The 24,866-nt window shown below is 43.2% G+C and carries 22 protein-coding genes; 15 read left to right on the top strand and 7 right to left on the bottom strand.

What is annotated here, in order from left to right:
- Positions 1-14: 14 nt before the first annotated feature.
- Together HYN43_RS05180 and HYN43_RS05175 are read right to left on the bottom strand one after the other, a co-directional pair.
- Entirely contained in the window at positions 15-1,883 is a 1,869-nt protein-coding gene (locus HYN43_RS05180; RefSeq protein ID WP_205589875.1) for an alpha/beta hydrolase family protein, read from the bottom strand.
- A 189-nt stretch (positions 1,884-2,072) separates the two neighbouring features.
- A complete protein-coding gene (locus HYN43_RS05175) occupies positions 2,073-4,052 on the bottom strand; it encodes an alpha/beta hydrolase family protein (protein ID WP_119408436.1) in 1,980 nt (659 codons plus the stop codon).
- 250 nt (positions 4,053-4,302) lie between these two features.
- Here HYN43_RS05175 and HYN43_RS05170 point away from each other — a divergent pair, with 250 nt between their 5' ends.
- On the top strand, positions 4,303-5,610 hold the full coding sequence (locus HYN43_RS05170; protein WP_119408435.1) for an alkaline phosphatase family protein: 1,308 nt from the start codon (positions 4,303-4,305) through the stop codon (positions 5,608-5,610).
- 85 nt (positions 5,611-5,695) lie between these two features.
- Here the strand turns inward: HYN43_RS05170 and pyrF are convergent, their stop codons facing one another.
- Positions 5,696-6,526, bottom strand: a complete 831-nt coding sequence (gene pyrF / locus HYN43_RS05165) for an orotidine-5'-phosphate decarboxylase (protein ID WP_119409264.1) — start codon at positions 6,524-6,526, stop codon at positions 5,696-5,698.
- Positions 6,527-6,887: 361 nt separating this feature from the next.
- Here pyrF and rho point away from each other — a divergent pair, with 361 nt between their 5' ends.
- The 3 genes from rho to purS all read left to right on the top strand — a co-directional run bounded on the left by rho (position 6,888) and on the right by purS (position 9,579).
- Positions 6,888-8,528, top strand: coding sequence for a transcription termination factor Rho (gene rho, locus HYN43_RS05160; RefSeq protein WP_119408434.1), 1,641 nt, complete (start codon positions 6,888-6,890; stop codon positions 8,526-8,528).
- 90 nt (positions 8,529-8,618) lie between these two features.
- Positions 8,619-9,341: a CDP-diacylglycerol--serine O-phosphatidyltransferase gene (gene pssA / locus HYN43_RS05155; RefSeq protein WP_119408433.1), complete on the top strand. Its 723-nt coding sequence runs from the start codon at positions 8,619-8,621 to the stop codon at positions 9,339-9,341.
- The gene (gene purS, locus HYN43_RS05150; RefSeq protein WP_119408432.1) at positions 9,322-9,579 is read left to right on the top strand and encodes a phosphoribosylformylglycinamidine synthase subunit PurS; all 258 of its coding nucleotides are present in this window, start codon (positions 9,322-9,324) and stop codon (positions 9,577-9,579) included. Before pssA ends, purS begins: the two co-directional genes overlap by 20 nt.
- Positions 9,580-9,722: 143 nt before the next feature.
- Here purS and HYN43_RS05145 read toward each other — a convergent pair whose 3' ends face one another.
- Entirely contained in the window at positions 9,723-10,100 is a 378-nt protein-coding gene (locus HYN43_RS05145; RefSeq protein WP_119408431.1) for an Hpt domain-containing protein, read from the bottom strand.
- A gap of 13 nt (positions 10,101-10,113) precedes the next feature.
- Positions 10,114-10,602 (bottom strand): 2-amino-4-hydroxy-6-hydroxymethyldihydropteridine diphosphokinase, encoded by a 489-nt coding sequence (gene folK / locus HYN43_RS05140; RefSeq protein WP_119409263.1) that lies wholly within the window; start codon positions 10,600-10,602, stop codon positions 10,114-10,116.
- A 90-nt stretch (positions 10,603-10,692) separates the two neighbouring features.
- On the opposite strand from folK, the gene sppA reads away from it, so the two are divergent.
- Entirely contained in the window at positions 10,693-12,483 is a 1,791-nt protein-coding gene (gene sppA, locus HYN43_RS05135; RefSeq protein ID WP_119408430.1) for a signal peptide peptidase SppA, read from the top strand.
- A gap of 115 nt (positions 12,484-12,598) precedes the next feature.
- Here sppA and HYN43_RS05130 read toward each other — a convergent pair whose 3' ends face one another.
- Positions 12,599-13,348 (bottom strand): ankyrin repeat domain-containing protein, encoded by a 750-nt coding sequence (locus HYN43_RS05130; protein ID WP_119408429.1) that lies wholly within the window; start codon positions 13,346-13,348, stop codon positions 12,599-12,601.
- 451 nt (positions 13,349-13,799) lie between these two features.
- On the opposite strand from HYN43_RS05130, the gene HYN43_RS05125 reads away from it, so the two are divergent.
- From HYN43_RS05125 to HYN43_RS05090, 8 genes are all read left to right on the top strand, one after another.
- Positions 13,800-15,473, top strand: a complete 1,674-nt coding sequence (locus HYN43_RS05125) for a DNA polymerase/3'-5' exonuclease PolX (protein ID WP_119408428.1) — start codon at positions 13,800-13,802, stop codon at positions 15,471-15,473.
- Between the two features lie 139 nt (positions 15,474-15,612).
- The gene (rfaE1, locus tag HYN43_RS05120; RefSeq protein ID WP_162996318.1) at positions 15,613-16,605 is read left to right on the top strand and encodes a D-glycero-beta-D-manno-heptose-7-phosphate kinase; all 993 of its coding nucleotides are present in this window, start codon (positions 15,613-15,615) and stop codon (positions 16,603-16,605) included.
- Positions 16,606-16,671: 66 nt separating this feature from the next.
- On the top strand, positions 16,672-17,253 hold the full coding sequence (locus HYN43_RS05115; protein ID WP_281024315.1) for a D-sedoheptulose 7-phosphate isomerase: 582 nt from the start codon (positions 16,672-16,674) through the stop codon (positions 17,251-17,253).
- A 177-nt stretch (positions 17,254-17,430) separates the two neighbouring features.
- Positions 17,431-17,934 (top strand): D-glycero-beta-D-manno-heptose 1-phosphate adenylyltransferase, encoded by a 504-nt coding sequence (rfaE2, locus tag HYN43_RS05110; RefSeq protein WP_119408425.1) that lies wholly within the window; start codon positions 17,431-17,433, stop codon positions 17,932-17,934.
- A gap of 13 nt (positions 17,935-17,947) precedes the next feature.
- The gene (locus HYN43_RS05105; RefSeq protein WP_245447162.1) at positions 17,948-18,916 is read left to right on the top strand and encodes a glycosyltransferase family 9 protein; all 969 of its coding nucleotides are present in this window, start codon (positions 17,948-17,950) and stop codon (positions 18,914-18,916) included.
- A 129-nt stretch (positions 18,917-19,045) separates the two neighbouring features.
- Positions 19,046-19,660, top strand: coding sequence for a porin family protein (locus HYN43_RS05100; protein ID WP_119408423.1), 615 nt, complete (start codon positions 19,046-19,048; stop codon positions 19,658-19,660).
- A 146-nt stretch (positions 19,661-19,806) separates the two neighbouring features.
- Positions 19,807-20,487: a porin family protein gene (locus tag HYN43_RS05095; protein WP_119408422.1), complete on the top strand. Its 681-nt coding sequence runs from the start codon at positions 19,807-19,809 to the stop codon at positions 20,485-20,487.
- Positions 20,488-20,628: 141 nt separating this feature from the next.
- Positions 20,629-21,105: a SixA phosphatase family protein gene (locus tag HYN43_RS05090; RefSeq protein WP_119408421.1), complete on the top strand. Its 477-nt coding sequence runs from the start codon at positions 20,629-20,631 to the stop codon at positions 21,103-21,105.
- 128 nt (positions 21,106-21,233) lie between these two features.
- On the opposite strand, the gene dprA is transcribed toward HYN43_RS05090, so the two are convergent.
- Positions 21,234-22,334: a DNA-processing protein DprA gene (gene dprA, locus HYN43_RS05085; RefSeq protein WP_119408420.1), complete on the bottom strand. Its 1,101-nt coding sequence runs from the start codon at positions 22,332-22,334 to the stop codon at positions 21,234-21,236.
- A 252-nt stretch (positions 22,335-22,586) separates the two neighbouring features.
- On the opposite strand from dprA, the gene HYN43_RS05080 reads away from it, so the two are divergent.
- Together HYN43_RS05080 and HYN43_RS05075 are read left to right on the top strand one after the other, a co-directional pair.
- A complete protein-coding gene (locus tag HYN43_RS05080; RefSeq protein WP_119408419.1) occupies positions 22,587-22,964 on the top strand; it encodes a BlaI/MecI/CopY family transcriptional regulator in 378 nt (125 codons plus the stop codon).
- On the top strand, positions 22,961-24,718 hold the full coding sequence (locus tag HYN43_RS05075; RefSeq protein ID WP_119408418.1) for a M56 family metallopeptidase: 1,758 nt from the start codon (positions 22,961-22,963) through the stop codon (positions 24,716-24,718). The genes HYN43_RS05080 and HYN43_RS05075 overlap by 4 nt, the downstream gene beginning before the upstream one ends.
- Positions 24,719-24,866 lie beyond the last annotated feature (148 nt).

Below are 24,866 nucleotides of genomic sequence, written 5' to 3'. Positions count from 1 at the left end.
CCCCCTTCAGGGGGTTAGGGGGCTAAATACTTCCCAAACCATTCAATATATCGCTGCAACCTATCTACCTGGTAACTTGGTACGGTAATACCATGATATTGACCGGGATACAATACCATCTGCGTAGGCACGCCCTGCGACCTCAACGCCTCATACATTTGCTCACCACCACCCGTTGGCACATTAAAATCTTTCAGGCCCGACATAAATTGTGTTGGCGTTTTAATTTTATCGGCATGAAAAAAGGGATAGGATAATTTGATATACTTATCAGCATTTTTCCAGGGCGCGCCAAGCTCGTTATCGTATTGTACTACCCATTGGTCGGAGCCGTAAATTGCTAATTGCAAGGCACTTCCGGCACCGCTTGATGCCGCTTTGAAGCGGGGATCTGTGGCTATGGTATAATCGGTAAGGATGCCGCCGTAGCTCCAGCCGCCAATACCGAGGCGGTCTTTATCGGCAACGCCCAGCTTTACCAGCTCATCCACGGCACCCAGTAAGTCCTTTACTTCTTTATTGCCCCAATCGGCATAAATGGCTTTGGTGTACTCAATACCACGCCCTGTACTGCCCCGGTAATTAACTGCTGCTACAGCAAAACCGGCACAGGCTAAGGTTTGCCTGATCTCATCAAAATCAAATTCGTCCTGATCAGTCGGACCGCCGTGGATATAAAGTATGAATGGCATCTTTTTGGTCACTATACTATCCGGTGTATATAAAATACCCGATACCAGCGTACCATCGCTGCTAAATGACTGGAAACCTTTTACATGTGCCAGTTTAACCGTACTCAACCACTTGTCCTGGTGAAAACTTAGCCTGCGGATTTTCCCATTTTCAATAGCCACCAACTCGTGCGGCATATAAGGTGTTGTCATTTTACCAACCCAAATGCCTGCTGATGAGCCCATCAGATCTGAAAAACTACATTCGGCGCCTTTATAAACAGTGAAAGATTTGCGGGTTAGCAGGTTATACCGGTTGATATAGCGAATCCGATCGCTACTTACCAGGTATTCCAGATCCTTACCATCGCGGCTCCAGGCAATATTGCTTACCGGGCGATCGAGTTGATCTGTAAGCAGTTTGTTGTTTTTACCATCGGCATCCATCAGGCATAATACATCATGCTGATAAATAAAATAATCGGCATCACTGGTTGAGCGCAGGTAGGCTATTTTCTTACCATCCGGGCTCCACAGCGGGTTAATATCATGTCCGGTAAAGGTGGTAAGTTGGGTTTCTGCGGCACCGGCTTTGGCTTCTATGGTAAAAATATCGGTGTTTTCATTCCGGTCGGGATCGGAGGTATGGTTACTTACATAAGCTATCAGCTTACCGTCGGGGCTCCATTGCGGCGAGCTATCATCCATATGGCCGCGCGTTAGCGTATCCAGCTTTTTGGTTGCAATATCATACAAATATAAATGCGAATACCGGTGTTGCAGGTATCCTTCAATATCCTGCTTAAAATGATAACGGTCTATTTTAATAGGCGGAATGGTTTTCGGTTCCTCTTCACCTTTATTTTCAGGATCCTTGATAATAAGCGCCAGCCGTTTGCTATCAGGCGACCATTCGTATTCTTCCAATTCGCCCTTAATATCAGTTAGTTTATGCCCCTCTCCCCCTCTGCGGTCCATCAGCCAAACCTGTCCGGCGGTTTTTGAATCTCTTTCTGATAAATAGGATACGTATTTACCATCCGGGCTCCATTTGGGTGTAGAGGCCGGTTCATCGCCATATGTAAGCTGAATGGATTGTTTTCCGTCAAAACTCTGCATCCAGAGGTGTGATACGCGATTATCTTTTGCTGTATCAACTTCCGATAGCTCGTATACAATCCACTTGCCGTCGGGCGAAAGCCGTGGTGACATCAATGTTGGCTGTTTATATAAGTCGGAAGGCTTTAGCGGATGTTTTATATTTTGGGCAGAGGCAAAACTGAATAAGCAAACCGCCCAAATTAAAAGTATATGTTTATGCATAGGAAACCTCAAATCGGACGGAAAATTACTAATTAAACCTGTTCGATGGGGTTGCGATTGCATCTCTTTACAATAAACCTACTTTTTTAAATACTTATCATACCACTCCACATAACGCTGCAACCTGTCAACCTGGTAACTCGGCTTTGTTAAACCATGGAACTGGTTTGGATACAAAATCAATTCGGTAGGGATATTTTGCGAGCGCAGTGCCTCATACATTTGCTCACTGCCAATGGTTGGCACATTAAAATCCTTCAGGCCCGACATAAACAGTACCGGCGTTTTTATTTTATCGGCATGGAAAAACGGGTAAGATAACTGGATCCATTTATCGGCTGTTTTCCATGGCGCGCCTAACTCGTTTTCGTACTGCAAAACATACTGGTCGCTGCCATAAACCGATAGCTGCAGTGCGCTGCCTGCGCCGCTGGCCGCAGCTTTAAACCTCGTATCTGATGCGATGGTATAATCGGTAAGGATGCCGCCATAACTCCAGCCGCCAATGCCCAGTTTATCAGGATCGGCGATGCCTAATTTTTCTAACTGATCAACAGCACCCAATAGGTCTTTTACCTCTTTGTTTCCCCAATCGGCATAAATAGCTTTGCAGTAATCCAATCCCCGGCCGTTACTGCCACGATAATTTACGGCAGCCACAGCATAACCTGCCGCTGCCAGCGTTTGGCGCGTGGCATCAAAGCCAAACTCGTCCTGCCCAACCGGCCCGCCGTGGATAAATAATATCAGGGGGTATTTTTTATTCTGAACGCTATCTGGTGTATAAACAATCCCCGATACCTTTGTACCATCGTTACTGGTTGATTCAAAACCTTTGGCATAAGCCAGTTGAACCGTATTCAACCAGTTTTGATGGTGAAAAGTTAAGCGGCGGAGCCTTTTATCCTCCAAAGCAAACAGCTCGGCAGGTGTGTACGGATCTGTTTTTTGTACTACCCAATTGCCTGATTGGTTGGTATTAATATCATTAAACACATAATCGCCTTTATTTAGGGTAGTAATTTTTCCGTTACCAACGTTAATATTTGCCAGGTAGCGGGTACGGTCGTCGGTTACAATAAACACCATGTTCTTGCTGTCTTTAGTCCAGGTTTGTGCACTAACCGGCCTGTCGAGCGATAGGGTGAGCGGTTTACTGTTTTGGCCCACTACGTCCATCACACATAAAACATTCTGATCGTACATCATATAATCAGCATCGCTTGTGCTGCGTAAATAAGAAATAAACCTGCCATCCGGGCTCCATTGGGGGGTGGCATCGCGCCCTTTCCAGGTGGTAAGCTGGAGCATGCTGGCGCCGGCCCGGGCATCAATAGTGAAAATATCGGTGTTTTGGTTTTTATCAGGGTCGATACAGCGGTTACTTACAAAAGCAATGGTCTTACTATCCGGCGACCATACCGGCGAGCGCTCGTCTTTATCGCCACGGGTTAATGTATCCAGTTTTTTGGTGGCAACGTCAAACAGATACAAATGATCGTGCAGGTGCTGCAGATAACCTTCAATATCCTGTTTAAAATGATAGCGATCAATCACAATGGGTTTTGGCGTTTTAGGTTCTTCCTTGCCTTTATTTTCCGGATCGCCTATTACCAGTACAATCCGTTTACCGTCCGGGCTCCAGGCGTAATCGCTCAGGTTGCCTTTTATGTTGGTGAGTTTGGCCCCCTCGCCACCTCTGCGGTCGATAAGCCATATTTGTGCCCCTGTTTTTGAATCGCGCGAGGAGAGGAAGGATAAATATTTGCCATCCGGGCTCCAACGTGGTGACGATGCGGCTTCATCGCCATGCGTCAACTCAAGCGACTCCTTGCCATCATAGCTTTGCATCCATAAATGCGATACTCTTCTATCCTTCGCGGTATCCACTTCAGATACACTGTAGGCCAGCCACTTGCCATCCGGAGAGAGTTGCGGATCGCTTACTGTGGGTATGCGGTAAACATCGGCAGGTTTTAAGGATTTTTTTTCCTGTGCGGATGCAGGTAAGTGTAAAACGGCAGTTAGCGTAACGACAGTGAGTAAAACGCGCTTCATAAATTTAGATGTGTACTATGAAGCATGTAAGTTAGTAAAAGAACCTTGATTTTGCAGGTTTGCGGATTTGTGTGGATAATATTACAAAAGTTTGGCATATTTTAATTGAGCCCGGCCCGTTACCAAACGCTCTACATCAAACCGATTACATAATCATACCATGATAAAAACTTAACAGAAATACAAACAACTTTGCCGCATTATTTATGCCGGTTAGCCCCTGTTTGACGGAGCCGGCTACATGCTACCTATGAAAAAAAAATTATCAGCAGTACTACTTGCCCTGTTTATGGTAACCGGGCATCTTATGGCTCAAACAGCCAAACATGTTATATTTATTACCATTGATGGCTTCCGGCCCGATTTTTACCTCGACAATGAATGGCAAACCCCCAATTTGCGTGCGTTGATGAAAGACGGAGCTTATGCCAAAGGTGTAAACAGTGTATTCCCTTCCATGACCTATCCATCGCACACTACAATTGTCACAGGCGTACAGCCTGCGAAGCATGGTGTATTTTACAACAATATTTTCACACCCGACGGCGCACCACAACAACCTTACTGGCAGGATAGCTCGATCCACGCTCCCACCATATGGAAAGCGGCTAAGGCCAAAGGCATGACCGTGGCTTCACTTTACTGGCCCGTATCTGCCAATGCACCTGTGGATTATAACATTCCCGACATAGGTGGCCTGGGCGACGGAATTCGTGAACAATATTCTCTGCCACAAGGTTTTTACGCTGAGGTAAAAAAAGAAGTATTTGGAGGCGTGGATAAAATAGATGCAGGAAAAAATCAGAACATTGCCAGGATTGCGGCTTATGTAATTAAAAAAAGCAAGCCTGAGTTGATGACTATCCACGTATTTTCGGTAGATGGTGCTGAACATGCCGCTGGGCGTTATGGAACACGGGTGCAGGACGCAGTAGCAGATGCAGATGCTGCAGTAGGGATTATTGTTGATGCCCTGAAAGAGGCCGGAATCTGGGAAAACACCGTATTATTAATAGGCGGCGACCACGGATTTTATGATGTAAAAAAATCTATCTCGCCCAATGTATGGCTCAAAGAGGCAGGCCTAATCACTAACCTGGCCACCGGTGAGTGGAAAGCTCAATTCAACACCGTCGGCGGATCGGCTTATTTGTATTTGAAAGATCCGGCTGATAAAGCAACAGCCAATAAGGTAAAAGCACTGCTTGAAGCACAACCCGATAGCGTAAAACAATATTATCGCATCATCAGTAAAAAACAACTGGATAAAGGCGGCTATAACCCAAATGTGGCTTTTGCACTTACAGCAGAGCATGATGCTTCATTTAGCGCAGCTAACACGGGCAATGCGATAAAACCCGGCAAAGGAGGCACACATGGCCATTTTCCTGATACAAAAAATATCCGTACCGGTTTTATAGCTCATGGTCCGGGTATTCGCAAAGGTACTGTAATAGAAGAGATGAACCTGCGTGATATGACGCCGATAATGGTGAAACTGCTGGGAATTTCATTTCCAAAAGTGGATGGAAAAATACCGGCAGGATTATTAGAATAAACCTTGATTTTTAGGATTTGAGGATGATCATGATAAGGTGAATTTTATCTATCAAGTACATCCTCAAATCCTAAAAATCATGGTTCTAAATTACCCCAGCCTTTTCCAACTCTGCCTGCATCTGCTGCTGCAAACTCAATGCCTCCGCCCTTGCAACCTCGGCAAAATCTTCGCCATTGCTTGCATAAAGTATCGAGCGTGATGAGTTCACCAGCAGCCCGCAATCTTTAGTAATACCATACTTACACACATCCTCTAAACTTCCGCCCTGTGCGCCCACGCCCGGCACCAATAAAAAGTTATCCGGCGCATATTGGCGGATGTTGGTAAACTCGGTGCTCTTTGTGGCCCCTACTACATACATAATTCTATCGGCACCAGCCCAGGTATTGGCTTTTTTTATTACGGTTTCGTACAGAAAATCATCGCCTGTTTGCAGGTACTGAAAATCCTTGCTTCCTACCGATGAGGTTAAAGCTAAAATAATAACCCATTTACCTTCATAAGCCAAATAAGGCGTTACACTGTCATTACCCATATAAGGAGTGATGGTAATGGCGTCAAAGCTCATTCCGCCCGATTGTTCATCAAAAAAAGCGCGGGCGTATTTATCAGATGTATTGCCGATATCGCCGCGTTTGGCATCAATAATGTTCAGGCAATCTTTGGGCAGATATTTGTAGGTATCAATTAAAGCCTGCAAACCTTTTATGCCGTAAGCTTCGTAAAAAGCAGCATTAGGTTTGTAGGCCACGCACAAATCTTTAGTGGCATCTATAATACGCTTATTGAACTCGAATATCGGGTCGGGGTATGATTTTAAAAATTCGGGGATTTTATTGATATCCGGATCAAGTCCTACACATAAAAACGATTTCTTTTTTTTGATCTGTTCAATTAACTCCTTGCGCAACATCATATACTGTTGAATAATATTTTAAATGTCAAAAAAACTAAAAATTTGGCTTATACGTTATGCTATCACAGATATTTATTTTTAATAATTTGATTTTAAGAAATAATTGTTTACACTTGCATCGTTTTCCAATGAATTTTTCTTGCACTAAAGAAACAATTTAAATCACCACGCTTTTTATTATCATCATCACATAATACTGGCACGGGTTTGGATGTTTACTGAAAACAGGTTTCAAGATCAATTTCTTTCAATTATTGCCTTATGCACTTTGCGCATACTAAGCTTTAACACTTGCTTGGAAATTTACCATTTGAGAAAAGATACAATAAAAAATCCCTTTTGAACTATAATTCATATCATGTCTGATAAAATTGAATTGAACGATAAACTCGTTTCGGAGTTACGCGAAATTGCCAAAAATTTAGGTATCGCCGAGGCCGACGAACTGCGCAAAGCCCAGCTTATTGCCCGCATTACAGAACAACAACAACTAATTGAGGCCGCCCGGGCCCAGCAAAATATAGTTGAAGCAGCATATACCCCTACGCCTGCTCCGGGCGAAGCACCTGCCGAAACAGCCGACAAACCCCGCAAAAGAACCCGGGTTATAAAAACCAAAGAAACATCATCAAAACCACGCGTTGAAGTACCATTGGATGATACCAATTTATTTGATACGCAGGAGGATGAGCCGGTACAGGAAGAAACTGAAAATGAAGCACCTGTAGTTGCCGCCGAAACAGAAACACCACAGCCCGGTGAGGCAGCACCTGTAAAAATGGAAGAATTGGTTTCGGAAGCCCGTACGCAAAAATTTGAAAGAAGGGTAAATCCGAACAATCAAAATCAACAAAAAGCCCAGGAACCACCTATTAACCTTGATTTTGATAATGTTATCATCAACGAAGGCGTTTTGGAAATTATGCCTGATGGTTATGGTTTCCTCCGTTCGTCTGATTATAACTACCTTACCTCTCCCGATGATATTTACGTATCGCAATCGCAGATTAAACTGTTCGGTTTAAAAACCGGTGATACTGTGCGCGGCAGTATCCGCCCGCCAAAAGAAGGCGAAAAATATTTCCCGCTGGTACGTGTTGAAGCCATTAACGGCCGCATTCCTGCCGAAGTGCGCGACCGCGTTCCTTTTGATCACTTAACTCCGCTTTTCCCGTCAGAAAAACTGAGCCTGTTTACCGATCCTAACAACTATTCAACCCGCATTATGGACCTGTTTTCTCCAATTGGTAAAGGTCAGCGTGGTTTGATTGTGGCGCAGCCAAAAACAGGTAAAACCATGTTGTTAAAAGATGTGGCTAACGCGATAGCAAAAAACCATCCGGAAGTATATCTTATTATATTACTGATTGACGAGCGCCCTGAAGAGGTTACCGATATGGCCCGCAGCGTACGCGCCGAAGTTGTTTCATCAACTTTTGACGAGCCTGCCGAGCGCCACGTAAAAATTGCCAACATTGTACTTGAAAAAGCAAAACGTATGGTTGAATGCGGTCATGATGTAGTGATCCTGCTGGATTCTATCACCCGTTTGGCCCGTGCTTACAATACCGTAGCCCCTGCATCAGGTAAAATATTATCAGGTGGTGTTGATGCCAACGCATTGCATAAACCAAAACGCTTTTTTGGTGCCGCCCGTAACATTGAAGATGGCGGTTCGTTAACCATTATCGCTACGGCGCTTACCGAAACAGGCTCGAAAATGGACGAGGTTATCTTTGAAGAATTTAAAGGTACCGGTAACATGGAGTTACAGCTTGATCGTAAACTATCAAACAAACGTATTTTCCCTGCTATCGATATCACCGCATCGAGCACCCGCCGCGACGACTTACTGCTTGACCGCGAGACACTTCAGCGTATATGGATCCTACGTAATCACCTTGCCGATATGAACTCGCAAGAATCGATGGAGTTTTTACAGGCCCAGATTCGTGGAACAAAAACCAACGAAGAATTTTTGATTTCGATGAATTCGTAATATTTTAGCGATAATGAAGTTATAAGTAAGCAGAATATTATTTGTAACTTCATTATTACTTAATAAAATCCTGATAACTTCGATGGCGAAATGAAGAGACGCGTAAAAAAACACCTTCCAAATGCTATTACCTGTGCCAACCTGTTTAGCGGTTGTATAGGGATAGTTTTCGCCTTTCAGGGTAATTTAATAGTGGCTGCCTACGCCATTTTCCTCAGCTCGATATTCGATTTTTTTGATGGCCTTGCTTCAAGGGTTTTAAACTCCTATTCCTTTATCGGTAAAGATCTGGATTCGCTGGCCGATATGGTAAGCTTTGGTGTGCTGCCATCGGTTATCATGTACGAGTTATTTTTACAGGCTCCGCAAATTGAGGGCGTAAGCCAGGTTTTAAACTTCGTTGCCTTTTTATTGCCTGTATTTTCGGCTTTAAGGCTGGCTAAGTTTAATAACGATACCCGTCAGTCTGATAGCTTTATAGGTTTGCCAACACCGGCTAATGCTATACTGATTGCATCGTTACCTTTGATAGTGCAACAGTATGATGCGCTGGCCCATTATATACTAAACCCGTATTTCCTTACGGTGTTGGTATTGATCATGTGCTCGCTCCTGGTATCCGAAATACCGCTGATGTCGCTAAAATTTAAAAACCGCGACTTTAACAAAAACATTTTCCGTTATTTACTGCTCATGTTTTCGGCAATACTGATACTATTTTTTAAATTTGTGGCCGTTCCGGTGGTTATATTCATTTATATCACCTTATCCTTAATTCAAACAAAACTCACAAATGACAAAGTTCCAGGCTGAAATCGACGTAATGCCAAAAAAAGAAATACTTGACCCACAAGGTAAAGCAGTAACCGGTAGCATGAAAAACCTTGGCCTTGCCGAGATCCAGAACGTGCGCATAGGTAAACACATTACACTCGAGCTTGAAGCCGAAAGCGCCGAAGCCGCCGAAGCCAAAGTTGATCAGGCCTGCAAAAACCTGCTGGCTAACCTGATTATGGAAAGCTATACTTTTAAAATAGAGCAGGTAGCTTAAAGCTGAAAGCCGAAGGCTTAAAACGAAAAGCATCTAAAAACGTTAAAAAAATCTATATAAAATAAAAAGGCAACTCTATGGGTTGCCTTTTTATTTTATAATGTTCCAGAAAAGCTTTCGGCCTTCGGCTTTGCGCTTTAAGCTTACAAATTCGCTTCCTTCTCTTCCTTAATTTGTTTCAGCGTGATCAGGTTGGCCGATACAATGGTATTTACCTGGTTAAACTTTTGCCCGATTTCGGCGGGGTTCTGGCCCCCGGCTTTGCAGGCCAGTTCAACCTCCTGTATGGTGGCCTGGCTTATGGGCATCCCAAAAAAGCCAAGGTTGGGTTTTAATTTATGGGCGGCCTGTGCGGCTAAAGGCCAATCCTGCGCGGTAATAGCGTTGCCGATGGTTTTCAATAATTCGGGCGATTGCTCGAGGAACATGCCTATCGAATCAACAATAAAATCGTCGCTGCCATCAGCAATCTCGTATAAAAAAGATAGGTCAAGGTCCTGATCTGGTGAAATATCTGCCATATAAAGCTTTGTGTTATTCAAAAATATGTTTTTTTACGATTAAGTTGTCTTTTAGTTGAGCCTTTAATTCTAAAATATTTTTTCTGAATACCGGGTGCACTAAATCGGGCGTTATTTCGGCCAGCGGAATCAACGTAAAGCTGCGTTTATGCAGTTCGGGATGAGGTACCACAAGGTTTACCTCGTGTATTATTTCATCCCCATAAAATAAAATATCTATATCAATAATGCGCGATCCCCATTTTACTTCCCTCCTGCGGCCCATCTGTAACTCAATAGCCAGCACTTTATTTAATATTTCCTGCACAGGCATATCACTTTTCAGCATCAGTACCTGGTTTAAATAATCGGGTTCGTCGGTTTTACCCCAGGATTGGGTTTCGTATATCGATGACAAAGAAACCGGTGGAGCTATTTGGACAGTTATTAATTCAATTGCCTGCTGCAGAAACAATTCGCGATTGCCGAGGTTACTGCCAAGGAGTAAAAAAACATTTATCATGTTGTAACAAATATAATGGAAACTGCTCTTAGCATTATACGGCACCTTATTACTAAGTTTGCGCATAGATAAAAAAGATTTATAATATTAATGAAACAATTCTTCAAATTCGTTCTGGCTACTATTGTAGGTGTAATTATATCTGGTATAATAATCGGAATTGTGGGTGCAGTACTTGTTATTGGCCTTATAACAGCGGCAGGCAGCGATAAGCCTGTGGATGTGAGTACCAATTCAATACTCTACATGTCGCTTAAAAACCCCATTACCGAGCGTACGCCCAATAATCCCTTAGCCGGGTTGGATTTTTTAGGATTGGATGATGATAAATCTATCGGATTGAACGATATTTTAAGTGACATTAAACGGGCCAAAACCGATAGCAACATTAAAGGAATTTACCTTGATGAAAGCTACATGACCGCCGGCCAGGCCACTACCGAAGAGATCAGGAATGCGCTTATCGACTTTAAAAAATCGCGCAAATTTATAATAGCATACGCCGAGGTTTATACACAGGGCTTTTATTACATGGCCTCGGTTGCCGATAAGGTGTACATTAACCCTAAAGGTATTTTTGAATTTCATGGTTTCAGCTCGCAAACCACTTTCCTAAAAGGCGCATTGGATAAACTGGGTATTGAAGCCCAGATTATTAAGGTAGGTACATTTAAAAGTGCTGTTGAGCCTTTGTTCCTTACCAAAATGAGCGATGCCAATAAACTGCAGGTAACCTCGTATCTCGGCTCATTGTATGATCATTTTTTAACCGGCATCAGCAAAAGCCGAGGTATTAATAAAGATTCGTTATTTACTTATGCTGATAATATGCGCATTCAGTTTCCGGAGGATGCTTATAAACTGAAACTGGTTGACGGTTTAAAATATAAAGACGAGATACTGAACGATTTAAAAAAACGCACAGGCACCGATTTAAGAGACGACCTGAAAAGTGTTGACCTAACCGAATATGCCAAAAACAAAGCCGACGACAGCGACGATAAATCAGATGATTCATCATCAAAAAACCGTATCGCTGTAATTTATGCCTCGGGCGATATCAATACCGGCGAAGGCCAGGACAATACCATCGGTTCCGAAACGATTTCAAAAGCTTTGCGTAAGGCCCGTTTGGATGATAAAGTGAAGGCTGTAGTATTGCGCGTAAACTCGCCGGGAGGCAGCTCACTGGCCTCGGATGTGATCTGGCGCGAGGTTAAACTTGTTCACGAAACTAAACCGATTATCGTATCGATGGGCGATTACGCCGCATCGGGCGGTTATTATATCTCGTGCGCTGCCGATTCCATCATTGCGCAGCCTAATACCATAACCGGTTCGATAGGCATTTTCGCGGTGCTTCCAAACATGCAAAAGCTGTTTAACGATAAATTAGGTGTAACTTTTGATGGCGTAAAAACCGGCAAATACGCCGATTTAGGCGATGTGAGCCGCCCGCTTAGCCCAGACGAACGCCTGATTTTGCAAAACAGCGTAAACCGCGGCTATGATGATTTTACTAAAGCCGTTGCCCAGGGCCGCGGCAAAACACAGGCCTACATCAACAGCATTGGCCAGGGCCGTGTATGGACAGGCCAGCAGGCACTGAAAATTGGACTGGTTGATCGCTTGGGCAATATTGATGATGCTATTGCATCAGCAGCAAAAAAAGCTAAGATTAAAAATTACCGTTTAGTAGCGTATCCGGAACAAAAAAGCTTTTTCAACAAACTGGGTAACGGCCTCAGCGCCGAGGTACAAACCCGTATGGTTAAAAAAGAACTTGGTGAAAACTACCGCGTTTACGAACAAATAAAAGGCCTTACCCAAATGATGCGCACCCCCCAGGCCCGTTTACCCTACGACCTGGTGATTAAATAAAATTTCATTAATACACTAATTTTGATTGTGAAAGCCGCCCGGTTGGGTGGCTTTTTTTACTAAGAAAGATTTATGAAGATTCAAACCCCCGTAAGTCCAACTACAATGTAAGAACCTACCCCCTCGCCAAATAAGCATTTGGTACGTTATCCGGCGCATAATCAATGCCATAAGCATGCTTAATCAACAAACTCACCACATTCATAACAATTTGTTCTTTACGATGAAACTGCGGCAGCAAGCCCATCATGGCGTAGCTTACCGGATTTACCGACGGAATAAAAGTTTCCCACTCGTATCCCCTGCCCCACATCAGGCCTTTAACGGTAACATTTAAATCTGCACCATTCTGCAACAAAAAATGCAGCATATCAACCGAACTGTTACCATTTTGGTTAACTGTATGAAATATTGGTGTATGCCCGCCAAAACCATACTCATCATAAGCGGCAACCGCATTCACGTCCGCACCATGTTGCAAAAGTATTTTTGCGCAGTCAACACTGTTATACTCAGCACAAAAATGCATTAGTGTACCACCTGTTAAAGGTGTGTAAGTATTATTATATAAGTTATAAGTTCTGTTAACAGCCGAGGCATCCTCATTTAGCGCATCTGTCAACCGCCGGGTATCGTGAGCCAAAACCGCCAACAAAGCCTGATCTTCATAATTAAGTCCGGCATCAATAAAAGCATGCACACAATCTTTAAAGCGAGGGCCGCGGGCATACATTTCTACCATCATTGTAAAAACGGGCATCCCGTCATGAATTTCATTGGGGCTACCGCCATCGGCAAAATATTGCTTTATTTTATCAACTGAATGGGTTTCGGCGGCATAAAGAATGGTGTTGTAATCGGGCATGATCTTTTTTATTAAAGTTAATAAAACAAATAGCTAAAAAAACGCAAGGGTTCAAATAAAAACACTAAGTATCAATCACTTAAATACCAACAATCAGCATATCCAGCAACCCACAAAAAACTTTGCGTCTTAGCCATCTTTGCGTGCTTAAAAATCTCAAACTATTCAATCCAAAAAAACTTTGCGTCTTCGCGCCTCTGCGTGCTTAAAAATCACAAACTATTCAAATAAAAGAAACTTTGCGTCTTAGCCACCTTAGCGTGCTTAAAAATCTCAAACTATTCAAACCAAAAAACTTTGTGTCTTTGCGCCTTCGCGTGCTCAAAAATCTGCAACAAGCAAATTCGACTATCTACAAAAAACATAGCGAGAAAACATCCCCCAAAAACAAACCCTCCACCTAAGCTGTCATTACAATGGCTTTTTGTATTTTTACACCCTCATTGTATTTATGGAAAATAAACCCATAGCCCGTACGCTTCGCTTACTATCACAACTCATGGAACTGCATGAGGTTAATCCGTTCAAAATCAAATCGGTAGCTAATGCGGCTTTTAAAGTTGATAAGCTCCCCTTCCCTATCGCCGGTAAAAAGCTGGATGAGCTGGAAAAGATAGATGGCATAGGCAAAAGCATTGCCGGCAAAGTAGCCGAACTGCTGGCAACCGGCTCCATGGCCGAGTTGCAGGAAATGCTGGATAAAACCCCGGCAGGCATTGTAGAGATGATGGGCATTAAAGGCATCGGCCCTAAAAAAGTAGCCATCATTTGGAAAGAACTCGGCATCGAAAATACAGGAGAATTATTTTATGCCTGTAACGAAAACCGCCTGATAGAAGCTAAGGGGTTCGGCTTAAAAACACAGGAAGAAATTCGCAAAGCTATCGAATTCAGGATGGCGAGCAATGGTAAATTCCTTTTTGCACAGGTTGAAAAGGAAGCCAACCAATTGATGGACGAGATTAAAGCCATTTTCCCGGATGCGTTGAAACACTTTGCAGGCGAGTTTAGGCGGCTGAATGAAATCATCACCGAAATAGTGATTGTTATTGGCTCTATCAATCCAGAAGTTGCTTTTGAGGCGATGGCAAACTCAAAAATATTATCAAACGTAAATCTGAATAAAAACCATGTGCAGGGCGAGTTATCAAACGGCCTTTTGGTTGATATCATTTGCGTTGATAAAGCCGATTATTATAAAGAGTTATTTATCAATACCGGTACAGACGAACACGTGCAGGCTGTTTTCGACAGGATCAATGTCCCCGTCGATCAGCCCGAAACCGAAGAACTGATCTATACCAAAGCAGGCCTGGGATGGATGCAGCCTGAACTGCGCGAGGGCACCCTGTTTATTGAAAAGGCCGAAAAGAACCAACTGCCAACCCTCATTAACTGGCACGACCTGAAAGGTACCCTCCATAACCACAGCACCTGGAGCGACGGCGTAAACACCATTGAAGAAATGGCCCTTTATTGCCGCGATACCCTGAAGCTGGAATACCTTGGCATGTGCGATCACAGCAAAAGCGCCTTTTATGCCAAAGGCTTAAGCATTGAGCGCGTGTTGCAGCAACATGAAGAAATTGATGCGCTTAATAAAAAGCTGGATGGCTTCCACATATTTAAAGGCATCGAATCAGACATATTATATGATGGCGCGTTGGATTATCCGGACGAGATATTGCAGAAGTTTGATTTTGTAGTTGCATCCGTACACTCCATCTTAAAAATGGACGAAGAAAAAGCAACTTCAAGGCTCATCACCGCCATCGAAAACCCTTACACTACTATCCTCGGTCACCCTACCGGCAGGCTGTTGTTAAGCAGGGCCGGATATCCAATCGACTATAAAAAGGTGATAGACGCTTGTGCTGCCAACAATGTAGTGATCGAAATAAACGCCAACCCGCTCAGGCTCGACCTTGATTGGCGCTGGCATCAATATGCCCTTGATAAAGGCGTTATGCTATCCATTAACCCCGATGCCCACCGCATTGAAGGTTTTACTGATATGCACTACGGCATACTGGCAGCCCGCAAAGGCGGTTTATATAAAGAGATGTGCTACAATGCGCTGTCGTTAGCGGAGATTACAGAGGCGTTTGCGCGAAAGAGAGGTTAGAGATTGGAGATAAGAGATTAGGAAAAAGTAAAAAAGAGATTAGAGGTTGGAGATCAGAGGTTAGGTTAGGCTATGTCAGGCAATGCATACCTGTTAGGCAAAAATGACTCAATGACCTAATGACTCAATGACAAAAACAATGAATTTAAAAGATAAAGTAGAAACCATACGGGATAACGCCAAAACACCTTCTATACTGGTAGTGGGCGACCTGATGGTTGACCATTATATTATAGGTACTGCTTCACGTTTATCGCCCGAGGCTCCGGTGCCTATAGTTAATGTAAAAAACGAAACCACCACGCTTGGCGGCGCCGGTAACGTGGTGCAAAACCTGGTATCATTGGGTGCAAAAGTTACCGTGGCAGGTGTTATAGGCGATGACAGTGCTGCCGGCGAACTCATTACCATATTAACCGATGAGGGGGTTGAAACCGATACTATTATTAAAGACAACAGCCGCACCACAACTGTAAAAACGCGCGTTTTGGCAGGCAGTCACCAACTGGTGCGCGTTGACCGGGAAGTAACCGACGAGGTATCAGAAACTATAGGCCTTGAACTGATTGAAAAGCTGAACAGCCATATTGATGCTGTGGATATGGTACTTTTGTCGGATTATAACAAAGGGCTGTTTTCGCCGTTTTTAACGCAGCAGGTTATCAAAGCAGCAAATGCGAAAGGCAAAAAGGTAATTATCGACCCCAAAGGGCTTAACTATCAAAAGTACGAGGGCGCATTTATTATTAAGCCCAACCGTAAAGAACTGGCAGAGGCTGCGAAAACAGAAAAAATTAATTCGATAGAAAGCCTGCAGCAAGCGGCAAACATCATTTTGCAGCAAACAGGTGCCAAATATATAGTAGTTACCCTATCTGAAGAAGGTATGGTAATATTAAACGAAACCGGGCTTACCCTATTACCCGTTAAAGCCACCGAGGTATTTGACGTAACCGGTGCCGGCGATACCGTGCTGGCTACCATGGCTTATTTTTTAGCCAGTGGATGTACGCTTGAAGAAGCCTGCGAATTGGCCAACCACGCGGCTGCTATAGTAATACGCCGCGTAGGCAGCGCCACCACCACCGTGCAGGAAATTATTGATGATATTGAACGCGATGAGGTAAGGTAAAAGGCAAAAGGTTAAGGCGAAAGCTTATAAGCCGTATGAAAAATGACTTAATGACCTAATGCCCCAATGACATTTAAAGAAATGAATAACAAAATATTAAACGAACTTAAAGATCACCAGGAAACGTTGCAGTGTGTAATTGATACATTGGGGGATGATATTGCAACGGCATGCGAAATGATCACATCAACCATAAAAAACGGTAGTAAAGTACTGCTGGCCGGTAACGGCGGCAGCGCTGCCGATGCACAGCATATTGCAGCAGAGCTTACAGGTAGATACGTTAAAGACCGTCAGCCTTTGCCGGGCATTGCCTTAACAGTTGATACTTCGGCACTTACATCGATAGCTAATGATTATGGTTACGAACATGTGTTTTCGCGCCAACTGGAAGCTTTTGCGCGGCCGGGCGATTTGTTTATTGGTATTTCAACCAGCGGCAATAGTCCGGGGATATTGGCTGCTTTCGAATCGGCTAAGAAACTGGAGGTTAAAACTTTAGGTTTATCGGGACGGAACGGCGGAAAAATGAACGGACTTTGCGATTTGAATATCATCGTTCCATCCAGCATTACGGCGCGCATCCAGGAAATGCATATCCTTATCGGGCATATTTTGTGTACTGCTGTGGATGATCTGTTTGATTGATCTTGATTGTAGAAAGATTATTGAAATTAGATAAAAGGAGAGGTATTTGAAGGATATAAAATTGGGCGGCCTGGCCTGTCACCCTGAGCTTGTCGAAGGGTGGCGCGTAAAGGCCCTACGCTCCATGCTTCGACAGGCTCAGCATGACACCCATCCTTAAATTAACATAATAAGTAAATGAGAACCGGCTTCGAAAAAACATTACTTGATAAAATAACCGATCTGACATCGTTGCAACAACAGGTAAAAGCCTGGCAAAGCGAAGGTAAAAAAGTGGTGTTTACCAATGGTGTGTTCGATTTGCTGCATATTGGTCACCTTACCTATATGGCCAAAGCTGCCGAGCTTGGCGATAAACTGGTTATCGGGCTTAATGCAGATAGTTCGGTACGCCGTATTAAAGGCCCTACCCGGCCGGTGAACGATCAAAACAGCCGCGCGGCTTTATTGGCGGCTTTGTTTTTTGTTGATGCGATAGTTGTTTTTGAAGAGGATACCCCGCTTAACCTGATCACGGCGCTGTTACCCGATATTTTGGTAAAAGGTGCCGATTATGCTGTAGAAAATATTGTTGGTGCCAAAGAAGTGCTGGCCAATGGCGGCGATGTAAAAACCATTAGTTTTGTTGATGGATACTCGTCAACCTCGATAATTGAAAAAATAAGGGGTCAAATTTCCTGAACTGTTTAGCAAAATGAAGATACTGGTGATCCGCTTTAGCTCGATGGGAGATATTATTTATACCACTCCTGTTGTGCGCTGCCTAAAAAAGCAGGTGCCGGATGCCGAGGTCCATTTTTTAACCAAACCGGCTTTTAAATATATTTACGACAGTAATCCCTACGTTGACAAATTACTGTTATTAAAACCCTCGTTAACAGATACCATTAACGAAATTAAAGCCGAAAAATACGATCAGATCATCGATCTGCACAATAACCTCCGCACAACCATTATAAAGCTGCGCACCGGTATAAAAGCATCAACCTATAAAAAACAACCAATCCGCAAATGGCTCAGCCTTAAATTCAAACTAAACTTAATAGCTGCCGAACACCTGGTTGACAGGTATTTAAAAGCAGTTAAATTTTTAGGGGTGATTAATGATGATGCGCCTATAGATTATTATGTTAAAGCCCAACATGATATTAGCAAACTATTACCGCCTACCCATCAAAACAGCTATGTAGCTTTTATAATAGGTGCTACTCATTTTACCAAACGGATGCCTAATTACAAAATCATCAGCATATGCAAACAGCTTAACCTGGCCGTTTTGCTGTTGGGAGGAAACGATGTAAAAGCCAATGGGGATGAGATAGCTGCAGCCGCAGGGAAGCAGGTATATAACGCATGCGGGATCACCTCGCTTGATGAATCGGTTTTCCTGGTATCAAAAGCAAAAAGCGTAATAGGATTTGATACCGGCCTCACCCATATTGCCGAAGCTTTTAATGTGCCTATAGCTTCCGTATGGGGTGGCACTACGCCCGATTTGCTGGGTGTGTGGCCATATAAAGTAAAAAATTCATTAATTGCCGGCATCGAACTTTCGTGCAGGCCATGCTCCAAATTTGGTCTGGAAAAATGCCCGCTTGGCCATTTTAAATGCATGAATGAGATGCCCGAAACCGGGATTGTTGATTTTGCCAATGGCAATTAACATATAACAAATTATAAATCTGCAAATTAACCAAACCTCTACTGTCTGTTTTTTATAATATTAATAAAACTTTAGCGTTAATTGCTGTGTTTATATAATTTAGTTACCCAACTTAAAATCCTTTCACCCATGAAAAAAATCTTACTAAGCCTTTGCTTTTTAACAGCTTCTTTTGCAGCGTTTGCCCAGTTACCAACCGTTGGTATTAAAGGCGGTGTTAATTTTGCTACCCTGCACGCCACTGTCGACGGAGTAAGCGGTTCCGGAAACTCGGGCAGTTTAACCACATTCAACGTCGGCGCATTTGTCGATTTTAAATTTGGCAACGTATCATTACAACCAGCCTTAAACTTTACCGGTAAAGGAGGGTCATCAAACTTCGATATTGATGCGCAAAGCGGATCGAAAGTAAAATTGTATTATTTACAGGTGCCTGTAAATGTAGTTTACCATGTACCTGCCGTTGTGGGCGAATTTTATTTTGGTGCCGGTCCTTACGTTGGTGTAGGTGTTTCGGGCAGCGGAAAAGACGGCCAGGGAAACTCTGAAGACGTTAAATTTGGCAGCGGTGCAGAAGAACTTAAACGGACTGATGTTGGCGCAAACGCAATAGTTGGTTTCAAATTCAAAACCGGTTTCCTGATCAATGCTAACTACGATTTAGGTTTAACCAACATCACTAATGTTGATGGTATTAAACTTACCAACCGCGTATTCGGCGTTTCTGTAGGTTACGCTTTCTAAGCATCTGTTAAAGAAATGAATTTAATAAAATAGAGGGTCAACGTCCCTCTATTTTTGTTCTACACCAATCAGTTTTAAAAAGGCTGTTGTATAAACAGGTTATGCTATAATGATATATTTGAAAATACAATCAAACCACAATTAACATGAAAAAACCTATACTATCTTTACTGTTAATCTTCATCACACTATCAGCTTTCGCGCAATTACCAACCATAGGTATAAAAGGCGGCGTTAACTTTGCTACACTCAGCGCATCGGGCCAGGCTAATAATGTTGTTGCCGGTACAAACCTGCAGGCATCATCAGGCAGCGTAACTTCATTTAACTTTGGTGTTTTTGCCGATATTAAATTCGGCCATCTTTCCTTACAACCGGCGGTTAACTTTACCGGCAAAGGCGGCACTTTTGATGGCACCACGGGCCCGTTGCCCGGTGGCTCAACAAGCCAGGTGCATAGCAAATATAACTTGTACTATGTGCAGGTTCCGGTTAATATCGTATATCATATCCCGGTTGTTATTGGTGAAATTTATCTGGGCGCCGGCCCCTACGGAAGTTATGGCGTGCATGGAAAACTTAAACAATCCGCCATAAATACCCAAAACGGATCATTCAGCAGCTCGCGCGATATCAAATTTGGCGATGAATCAGGCGAGATCAAACGGATGGATTACGGTGCCAATGCCATTGCCGGTATTAAACTGAAAGGCGGTTTGCTTTTTAATATTAATTACGATCTGGGCCTAACCAATATCCTGCCCGATGCCGACGGGAATAAAATGAAAACCCGCGTTTTGGGTGCTTCTGTGGGCTTTGCTTTTTAAGCTGATCCTAAAATATTTTATAAAGGAGGAACTGTTATTCCTCCTTTTTTATTTAGTATAATTGAAAACTTAATAGAAAAATTTCACGTTATATTTACAAGATCATAACATTATAAACCGCTCTGCTTCCCTAATACAACAATGAAAAAACTAATGCTTATTCGCCACGCCAAAGCCACCCATGAAAGTGGCTATGCCGACTTCGACAGGCCCCTTAAACCATCGGGCATGCAGGATGCCGCGCTGATGGCTACGCTTTTAAGGGGGCAAATGCAGATCCCCGAAATTGTGGTAACCAGTCCGGCATTGCGCACATTAAATACTGCCGAAATATTTGCCAACCAATTTAAAATCCCGGCTCCGCTTACCGATAAACGAATTTATGAAGCGAGCGAAAATACCTGGGTTAAAGTGGTGAACGATTTACCGGTAGATCATAATTTCGTAGCCGTTGTAGGCCATAACCCGGGCATAAGCCATATATTATACTATTTAACCGGCCAGGTAAAAGATATGCCTACGGGCGCAGTTGCTATAATCACTTTTGAGAATGATGACTGGCAATCTATAAGCGAGGAAGACGGAAAGCTGGTACATTTCGATTCGCCGAAAGGATGAGTTTTGAGTCAGAAAAGTCCGAAAGTCTGCAAGTCCGGAAGCCCGAAAGAAAAAACCAGGCTTAAATCAGAAAAATCCCAACCAGCCATCAACAGACTTCCGGACTTTTCCGACTTCCGGACTTCACACTAACCAATCCGATACATCTTTCCCGGCAATGAACTGATATAACCCTGCATTTCCATATTCAGCAGGTTCATAGCCAGTTGGCTCAGGGGCATATTGGCTTTCAATGTAAGGTCATCAATGGCAACAGGAGCTTTATTTTGTTGTAAAATCTCTATAATCAGGCGCTCTTCTGCCGAAAGATCAAACGGGAGTGAAAATTGCTCAACAGCCGGTTTGTTATCATCCGTTTTCTCCCAGCCCAAACTAAAAGCCAGGTCGGCCATGCAGGTAAGCAGGCTTGCTTTGTTGTTACGAATCAAAAAATTACAGCCTTCCGAAAATTCGTCGCCTATCCTACCCGGAAAAGCAAAAACATCCCGGTTGTAAGAGTTGGCAATTTCGGCGGTAATCAACGCCCCGCCTTTTACGCTGGCTTCTATCACTACGGTAGCATCGGCAATACCGGCCACTATCCGGTTTCTTTGCGGAAAGTTTTCCCTATCAGGATTGGTGCCGGATGGATACTCGCTCAGGAGCCCACCGTTTTCAAGCATCTTATCAGCTGTGGCCCGGTTTTGCGATGGGTAAAGCCTATCAAGGCCGTGCCCGAGCACGCCTATTGTTGGCACCCCCAGTTTAACACAATCCTTATGGGCAGCCACATCAATACCATGGGCAAGCCCGCTTACTATTAATACGTTGTATTGCTGTAATTCTTCTACCAGTTGCCGGCATAGTTGCTTGCCGTAATCAGTGGCGTTACGGGTGCCCACTATACTGATTACATGCGGTGGATTTAGGTCCATCTTACCTTTTGCATAAAGCAAAACCGGCGAGTCGTTACAGTTTTTCAGGCGTTTGGGATAACGGGCATCTGTATAAAATATCACCTCGATATTGTTTTTTTCGATAAACAGTAACTCGGCCTCCGCCCTTTTGAGTGCTTCATCAAAGTCAATCTGTGCTATTGTTTTTTCGCCGATGCCCGGAACCCTGAGCATCTTGTCTTTCGATGCTTTAAAAACCTCTTCGGCGCTGCCCATGTAAGCAAGGAGTGATTTTGACGCTACCGGGCCAATATTTTTTATAAAAGTTAACGCTACCTGGTGAAGTAATGACATGGTTTAGATTTTTCGATTTCAGATGTGGAGATGATTGATGTGCAGATGTGCAAATTTCAGATGTGCAGATGAAAAAAACTCTCTTTATAATTTACTCATCTGCATATTTGCACATCTACAATTCTGCACATCCATTCACACGCTAAAGTATAAATAAATCCTAAAAACATTAGCAAAAAATAAAAACTACAAAAATAGTTTGCAAACTATAAAAATAGTTTTACCTTTATCTAACTATAAAAATAGTTTACTATGCTTATAAAAGAACTAACCAAGGCCGAAGAGCAGATCATGCAGATCCTCTGGCAATTGAACGAAGCCATTGTAAAAGATATTATTGAAGAAATGCCAGATCCCAAACCGGCCTACAACACCGTTTCGACAGTTGTAAGGGTACTGGAGGGCAAAGGTTTTATCGATCATAAAGCCTACGGAAATTCGCATGTGTATTTCCCCCTTATCAGCGAAGCGGATTATAAAAAATTTACGTTTGATAAGATGATGAAAAACTATTTCAGCAATTCGTACCAAAGCCTGGTATCGTTTATTGTTGATGAAAAAAACATCAGCGTACAGGAACTGGATGAGTTAACCTCGTTAATTGATCAACTTAAAAACAAAAAACAATGAACTGGCTGCATTACCTTTTAGAGGCAAACCTGTATCTGTGCGTGTTTTACGCCGGTTATTGCCTGTTTTTAAATAAAGAAACCTACTACACTTTAAACCGGGTATACCTGCTGCTTAGCTGCATCGTATCCTTCATTATACCTGTTGTGCAAATAGGCTGGCTAAAACCTGCCGAACAGCCGCTGCAAACCTTTATAATTACAGGTACGTCTCAACTGCAGATACAAGCAGATGCGGCGACTACTACCCCACAGTTAACTATCAATGAATTAATGGTTTATGCCTACATATTGGGTGTTGCCACGCTTGCCGTACTGCTTATTGTTAAAATTTATCAACTCCTGAAGCTAACAAAAACAAGCAAAACACGGATTGGCGATAAGTATAAACTGATAAACGTTCACGGATCCAATACCGCGTTTTCATTTTTCAACTACCTTTTTATTGGCACAAAAACGGCTAAGAATAACATCATTATTCAACACGAGCTGGTGCATATCCGCCAAAAACACTCGGTTGATATTGTTTTTTTAGAGTTGATCAAGATCATTAACTGGTTTAATCCGCTTGTTTATTTGTTGCAAATAAGCCTGAAAACCGTACACGAATACATTGCTGATGAACAAACCGCCATGCAGGAAAGCGATGCTATCAGCTATTCATCCTTCCTGGTTAGCAATGCTTACGGGCTTAGCGGCTCATCTATTGCGCATTCATTTTTCAATTATAATTTACTAAAAAAGAGGATCATTATGTTAAACCAAAAACGATCGGGGAAATTAGCCAGGCTAAAATACCTCGTGGCCCTGCCCATAAGCTGCGGCCTGCTGGGCGCATCAACGCTGGCATTCAGTAAAACTTATGGATTTATTGATCTGCTGCCCAAACATCAGGTTGCCGCAAACCGTATGGCAATGGCCCATTCGCCAATTGCAGATACTACAAAACGCGCGCAATTTAATTTAAAAGGCAACACGCCAAAAGGATACAAATACGAAGAAAGCGGTTTTGTTGAAGGCGATAAAGCTGATTTTAAAGTGGTTATCCAGGATAAAAACGGCGAGCGCAAAGAGTACCTGAAAAGCCAGGCCACTCCCGAAGTATTAGCTACACTGAAAGAAAAATATGGCTATTCGTTCCCTAAAAACTTCAATTTCCCGAAACCTCCTCCGCCACCGCCATTACCAGCAGGCTCTGGTCCGCACAAGATAACAAATCAGTTGCCACCACCGCCGCCGCCACCAATACCGGCAAAAAAAGGTAAAAAACTGAAAGCTACGGTAGATATGCTTCCCGCGCCCGCCGCACCAGGACAGGAACCGGCTACACCTTTGCCTCCAGCTCCGCCCTCACCGGCCACCGAAGTACGTATCCCTCCGCCTCCCCCACCGGCCGATCCGTTTCACGATCTACATCGCTTTATCGGCCGAAACGTCCGTTATCCTTCAAAAGCGCGCAACGCACGCATTGCCGGCCAGGTTATGTTAAGCGTTAATGTTACTGATGGAAAAATAAATAATGTTAAACTTTTAAAAAGTATCGATACTGATATAGATAATGAAATACTAAGGGTTTTAAATAGCTTTGATGGCAAACTGGGTGTGAAATCGGGCATGTATAATGTACCTGTAGCGATGGAGCTTTTAGATTCGAAAACCGATAATCAAGTGCCCGAAAAACAGGCTAAAGAAGTAGCTGCAGCCAATCCATCCGCAGTTACAATTAATCAATCAGTAGTGGTGGGCTATTTGTAAACCAGCCTCCACTAAAATAACAGAGCTTTATAAGCTCTCTTAATTGCCGACCGGCCTAAATCCGTTCCGGCAATTTTTGACGTAAACAACTCTCCTCTTTTTCAATAATTTACAAATAAAAATAGCCTGGTATTTGTAATATATCTTT

This window comes from Mucilaginibacter celer (assembly GCF_003576455.2).
Taxonomy (GTDB): domain Bacteria; phylum Bacteroidota; class Bacteroidia; order Sphingobacteriales; family Sphingobacteriaceae; genus Mucilaginibacter; species Mucilaginibacter celer.
Note: the sequence above shows the minus strand (reverse complement) of the source record. Positions and strands in the feature narration are given on the sequence as shown.

Bases quoted from the DNA above. Each gene is read 5' to 3' on its own strand.
- HYN43_RS05180 (WP_205589875.1), bottom strand. From the start codon at position 1,883: ATGTCACCACGGCTTTCGCCCGACGGCAAGTGGATTGTATACGAGCTA.
- HYN43_RS05175 (WP_119408436.1), bottom strand. From the start codon at position 4,052: ATGAAGCGCGTTTTACTCACTGTCGTTACGCTAACTGCCGTTTTACAC.
- HYN43_RS05170 (WP_119408435.1), top strand. From the start codon at position 4,303: ATGAAAAAAAAATTATCAGCAGTACTACTTGCCCTGTTTATGGTAACC.
- pyrF (WP_119409264.1), bottom strand. From the start codon at position 6,526: ATGTTGCGCAAGGAGTTAATTGAACAGATCAAAAAAAAGAAATCGTTT.
- rho (WP_119408434.1), top strand. From the start codon at position 6,888: ATGTCTGATAAAATTGAATTGAACGATAAACTCGTTTCGGAGTTACGC.
- pssA (WP_119408433.1), top strand. From the start codon at position 8,619: ATGAAGAGACGCGTAAAAAAACACCTTCCAAATGCTATTACCTGTGCC.
- purS (WP_119408432.1), top strand. From the start codon at position 9,322: ATGACAAAGTTCCAGGCTGAAATCGACGTAATGCCAAAAAAAGAAATA.
- HYN43_RS05145 (WP_119408431.1), bottom strand. From the start codon at position 10,100: ATGGCAGATATTTCACCAGATCAGGACCTTGACCTATCTTTTTTATAC.
- folK (WP_119409263.1), bottom strand. From the start codon at position 10,602: ATGATAAATGTTTTTTTACTCCTTGGCAGTAACCTCGGCAATCGCGAA.
- sppA (WP_119408430.1), top strand. From the start codon at position 10,693: ATGAAACAATTCTTCAAATTCGTTCTGGCTACTATTGTAGGTGTAATT.
- HYN43_RS05130 (WP_119408429.1), bottom strand. From the start codon at position 13,348: ATGCCCGATTACAACACCATTCTTTATGCCGCCGAAACCCATTCAGTT.
- HYN43_RS05125 (WP_119408428.1), top strand. From the start codon at position 13,800: ATGGAAAATAAACCCATAGCCCGTACGCTTCGCTTACTATCACAACTC.
- rfaE1 (WP_162996318.1), top strand. From the start codon at position 15,613: ATGAATTTAAAAGATAAAGTAGAAACCATACGGGATAACGCCAAAACA.
- HYN43_RS05115 (WP_281024315.1), top strand. From the start codon at position 16,672: ATGACATTTAAAGAAATGAATAACAAAATATTAAACGAACTTAAAGAT.
- rfaE2 (WP_119408425.1), top strand. From the start codon at position 17,431: ATGAGAACCGGCTTCGAAAAAACATTACTTGATAAAATAACCGATCTG.
- HYN43_RS05105 (WP_245447162.1), top strand. From the start codon at position 17,948: ATGAAGATACTGGTGATCCGCTTTAGCTCGATGGGAGATATTATTTAT.
- HYN43_RS05100 (WP_119408423.1), top strand. From the start codon at position 19,046: ATGAAAAAAATCTTACTAAGCCTTTGCTTTTTAACAGCTTCTTTTGCA.
- HYN43_RS05095 (WP_119408422.1), top strand. From the start codon at position 19,807: ATGAAAAAACCTATACTATCTTTACTGTTAATCTTCATCACACTATCA.
- HYN43_RS05090 (WP_119408421.1), top strand. From the start codon at position 20,629: ATGAAAAAACTAATGCTTATTCGCCACGCCAAAGCCACCCATGAAAGT.
- dprA (WP_119408420.1), bottom strand. From the start codon at position 22,334: ATGTCATTACTTCACCAGGTAGCGTTAACTTTTATAAAAAATATTGGC.
- HYN43_RS05080 (WP_119408419.1), top strand. From the start codon at position 22,587: ATGCTTATAAAAGAACTAACCAAGGCCGAAGAGCAGATCATGCAGATC.
- HYN43_RS05075 (WP_119408418.1), top strand. From the start codon at position 22,961: ATGAACTGGCTGCATTACCTTTTAGAGGCAAACCTGTATCTGTGCGTG.